Annotated in this window: 1 pseudogene; it reads right to left on the bottom strand. The window is 40.4% G+C overall.

The annotated features are described in order from the left end of the window. Positions 1-492: pseudogene (locus FCS21_RS17635) on the bottom strand (DNA mismatch repair protein MutS); the annotation flags it as partial.

Genomic DNA, 492 nt, shown 5'->3' with positions numbered 1-492 from the left:
CTGTGCTGATTGCTTTTGCAAGTACTTGTAGCGGCTGGATAGCCTTTTTGACTTCTTCTCTCACAGCTAAAAACAACTGATATTCTAAATCAACAGATTTTTCTTCTGCTTCGAGGATTTGTGTCTCCAATTCTTTTAGTTCTGGCGTGATGAAACGCTCTGCATTTGCTAAGGTTTGTTTTCGTTCATACTTCTCCAGTTCTGCATTTCCAAGATTTGCTTTTGTGATTTCTATATAATAACCGAAAACGCGGTTAAATCCGATTTTTAAGTTCTTGATTCCTGTTTCTTGACGCTCTTTTGCTTCAAGTTCTGCTAGCCACTTCTTTCCGTTTCTCATAGCAGAACGGTACGTATCGAGCTGCTCATTGAATCCATCTTTGATGATGTTTCCTTCCGTTATTTGTAACGGCGGATCATCTTGGATAGCTTGGTCGATCAATTGGACGAGATGGTCCATCGGTTGCATTTCTGAAAGCAGGCTTTGCCATT

Origin of the sequence: Colwellia ponticola (genome assembly GCF_005885605.1) — a bacterium.
Taxonomy (GTDB): domain Bacteria; phylum Pseudomonadota; class Gammaproteobacteria; order Enterobacterales; family Alteromonadaceae; genus Colwellia; species Colwellia ponticola.
The sequence above is the reverse complement of the archived record's forward strand: the minus strand, read 5'-3'. Positions and strand labels throughout refer to the sequence as shown.